The organism is Pseudoroseomonas cervicalis ATCC 49957 (assembly GCF_000164635.1).
Lineage (GTDB): Bacteria > Pseudomonadota > Alphaproteobacteria > Acetobacterales > Acetobacteraceae > Pseudoroseomonas > Pseudoroseomonas cervicalis.
Window position 1 is genome coordinate 1 of record NZ_GG770906.1, and the last position, 3403, is coordinate 3403.

Consider the following 3403-nt stretch of genomic DNA (forward strand, 5'->3'; position numbering starts at 1 on the left):
CGGTGGCCCGCAGCGGGGCCGTGTCCGGCTGGCGGGAGGCGGCGATCCCCGGCGTCGTGACCGCGCCCGCCGCGCTCGGCATCACCGGCGGCGTGCGCCTCTCGGGCGGCTTCCCAACCGACGCGGTGCGGCTGCAGGTGTTCGAGGCTTCGTCCAACAGCCTTGCCGCCGCGCAAAAACTCGCGACGGAGCCCACCGCGCTCCCCTGGGACCGCACCGGCCTCACCGCGGGCCAGACCCGCTGGTACTGGCTCCGCGCCGTCTCCGCCGAGGGCAGCGTCTCGGCCCTCGCCGGGCCTGTCACCGCCACCGCGCTGTAGGAGCCGCGACATGGCCGCCCGCATCGACGACCTAATGGTCCTCGGCCAGAACATCTCCAAGACCGACCTGGCAAAGTACCTCCGCGACCGCGAGGCGGTGCTGCCGCGCGACTTCGGGGGCTTGGGCGACGGCGCCGCCAACGACCGCGCCGCCATCCAAGCTGCGTTCGACCGCGCCGCGGCGGACGGGAAGTTCGCCGTCATCCCGCCCGGCACCTGGAACGTCGATGTCGGCGTCACGCTCGGCGGCGGCGCCCGCGGGCTGATCATGCAGGGCGTGATCCAGTACACCGGCGCAGCCAACGCCCCGGCGACGGTGCTGACGCTGGGCGACGGCGGCACCACCCGCAACGGCGAGAAGCTCTACCTCAACCTGCAGGTCACGCGGCAGATCCAGTCCGACTGGGCCAGCGAGGCCGACATCGGCATCCTGGCGCGCAACCTCGACTCCTCGCTCCTCGACCTTCGCCTGGTCTCGGGTTTCACGATCGGGCTGCGGACGCTGGGCGACGGCCGCGGCTTCGAGGACACCACGCTGATCCTCGGGCGCATCCTGAACAACCGCTACGGGCTCGACGCCCACTGCGCGACGGCGACGGCCTGGAACACCTCGATCCGCTACTACGGCGGGCACTTCGCCTGCGCGACCGGGATCAACCCGACCCTCGACCGCTTCGGGGTGCGCTTCTCGCGCCAGGCCGGGGCCTACAACAACCACAACCGGCACATCTTCGACGGGCCGAACTTCGAGCTCCGCCAGCTCGACCCGAACCTCGCCATCCCCTTCCTGAACGAGACCAGCGGCACCGCGATCATCGCGCGGGGGATGCGCATGGAGGCCTGCTCGCCGATCGCGGCGCGGCACACCGGGGCGGCCACCGACTGCGAGTACGAGGTGGCCTGGGCGCAGACCTACGCCATCGCCATTGACTACACGGCGACCGCGACCCGGGCCGGGAATGCCGTCTACAACCGCCACCGCGCGCCGGCCTCGCGGCTGACCCGGCTGCTGGCGAACATCCCGAATCTGCGCGCCGCCGCCTTCCGCAACAGCAACACCGAGATCGGCGTCGAGGGGGCCTGCATCATCGCGACCTCCACCACGACCGAGACCACCATGGCGGCGCTGTCCTGGAACGGGCTGGACGGCATCGCCGCGACCGGTCGGGGGCTGCTGCTGAACGCCAACCGCGGTGTCGCCTTCGTGGTGCAGACCACGCACGCGAAGGAGTTCGCGCTGGCGCATTGGCTCGTCGGCGGCGCGGATGGCGCACGGCTCTGCGTGCGCTGCTTCGACGGCGCGGGCACCGTACGCGAGAACCAGCCGCAGGACGTGCTGGCCTCCGGCACCACCGTGCAGTGGGACACCGCCTCGAAGAGCTGGCAGGCCGGCGCGATCATGCAGGACAGCTCGCTCAACCGTCGGCAGACGGTGCGGCTCGGGGCGGGCGTTGCCTTCGCGCAGATCGGGATCATCGGTTTCGACGGGCAGATCGAGCTCGAGGCGCTGCGACTCTACGGCCTGCCGGAGGACGCGCCAGCAATCCTCTACGGCTGCCCCTCGCTGCCGGCGGGGACGCGGACGCTGGCGCTGGAGACCAGCTGGGACCTGCCGAGCCTCGGCCCCGGCGCGACGGCCAACGTCGACATCACCGTTCCTGGCGCACGGCGGGGGGACTTCGCCGACGCGTCGCTCGACACCAGCAGCATCGCCTTCGTGCTGGATTGCCATGTGTGGAGCAACAACAGCGTGCGCGTGACCGCGAGGAACGTCAGCGCCTCGACGGTGGACCTCGCCGCGGCGCCACTGGCAGTGCAGGTGGTGAAGCGGCGGGCACCGTAGAACCGAACGGGCCTGCGTCGCCTCCCCCCAAATGCGCCGATCACCGCCGCCCCACCAGCATCCGCAGCTTCTCCAGCGCAACGCGCTCGGATTCCTTGTAGTCCACGGTCCCGGCGAACCGTCCCTCGGCATCCAGCAGGAAGACGCTCGCCGAATGGTCCATCGTGTATCCGCCGCCCTCCAGCGGGACGCGACGGTAGAACACACGGAAGCCGTTCGCCGCCGCGGCGATCTGCGCCTCGGTGCCGGTCAGGCCGATGATCCTCCGGTCGAACGCCTCCAGATAGGCGGCCATGGCCTGCGGGGTGTCGCGCTCCGAATCGACGCTCACGAAGACCCACTGGATGCGATCCGCGTCCGGCCCCAGCGCCTCGATGAAGCCGGTCATCTCGGTGAGCGTGGTCGGGCAGACATCGGGGCAATAGGTGAAGCCGAAGAACACGGCCATCGGCCGGCCGCGGAAGTCGCGCTCCGTCACCGCGCGGCCGCGATGGTCGGTCAGGCTGAACGGCCCGCCGATCGCCAGCGTCTGCGGCCCGGTCGCCACGCGCGGCGGCGCCAGTGGACCATCGGAGACCAGCCACCCGCCGGTGGTGGCCAGCAACAGGGCACCCAGGACGCCAACGGCGCCCCAGGCGACCCAACGGATGATGCGCAGCACCGGCCGGCTCAATGGCCCTGGTGCGGGCCGGTGCCGCGCGCGCCCGGCGCATCGACAGCCAGTTCGACCGCGACCCGACCGGCGCGCTCGAACACCAGCGTCACCGGCACGCGAGCGCCCTGTTCGAAGCCGCCCTGCGGCCCGATCAGCATTAGATGCAGGCCGCCGGGGGCGAGCCGCACCTCCCCGCCCGGGGGCAGCGCGATGCCGCCGGCGATCGGGCGCATGCGCATGATGCCGTCGGTGACGGACATCTCGTGCAGTTCGACGCGCGCCGCGCGCGGCGTCTCGGCCGCCACCAGGCGATCCGGTGCGGCGCCGGTGTTGCGGATGACCATATAGCCGGCGGCGGTCGGCGCCGAGGCGCCGACGGCACGCGTCCAGGGATGGTCGATGACCAGGTCGCCGGCACGGAAGTCGTGCGCGGCGAGCGGGGCGCCGAGGAAAGGCAGGGAGACGAAGGCAGCGCCGGTCATCAGGACCGCGCGCAGGAAGGTGCGACGCATAATGGGATTGCTCCGACAAGGGATGGAACGGCCCCGCGCCAGGCGGGACCGGCTTCAGCCGAGGGGCGGAGCG

The 3403-nt window shown here is 71.8% G+C and carries 3 protein-coding genes and 1 pseudogene; 2 read left to right on the forward strand and 2 right to left on the reverse strand.

Going from position 1 to position 3403, the window contains the following annotated elements:
• A pseudogene (locus HMPREF0731_RS20195) lies at positions 1 to 320 on the forward strand (phage tail protein); the annotation flags it as partial.
• Between the two features lie 10 nt (positions 321 to 330).
• The gene (locus HMPREF0731_RS20200) at positions 331 to 2163 is read left to right on the forward strand and encodes a pectate lyase family protein (protein ID WP_007006077.1); all 1833 of its coding nucleotides are present in this window, start codon (positions 331 to 333) and stop codon (positions 2161 to 2163) included.
• A gap of 40 nt (positions 2164 to 2203) precedes the next feature.
• Here HMPREF0731_RS20200 and HMPREF0731_RS20205 read toward each other — a convergent pair whose 3' ends face one another.
• Both HMPREF0731_RS20205 and HMPREF0731_RS20210 read right to left on the reverse strand, forming a co-directional pair.
• Positions 2204 to 2824, reverse strand: coding sequence for an SCO family protein (locus tag HMPREF0731_RS20205; RefSeq protein ID WP_007006078.1), 621 nt, complete (start codon positions 2822 to 2824; stop codon positions 2204 to 2206).
• Positions 2825 to 2832: 8 nt separating this feature from the next.
• Positions 2833 to 3330 (reverse strand): copper chaperone PCu(A)C, encoded by a 498-nt coding sequence (locus HMPREF0731_RS20210; protein WP_007006079.1) that lies wholly within the window; start codon positions 3328 to 3330, stop codon positions 2833 to 2835.
• Between the last annotated feature and the right edge of the window lie 73 nt (positions 3331 to 3403).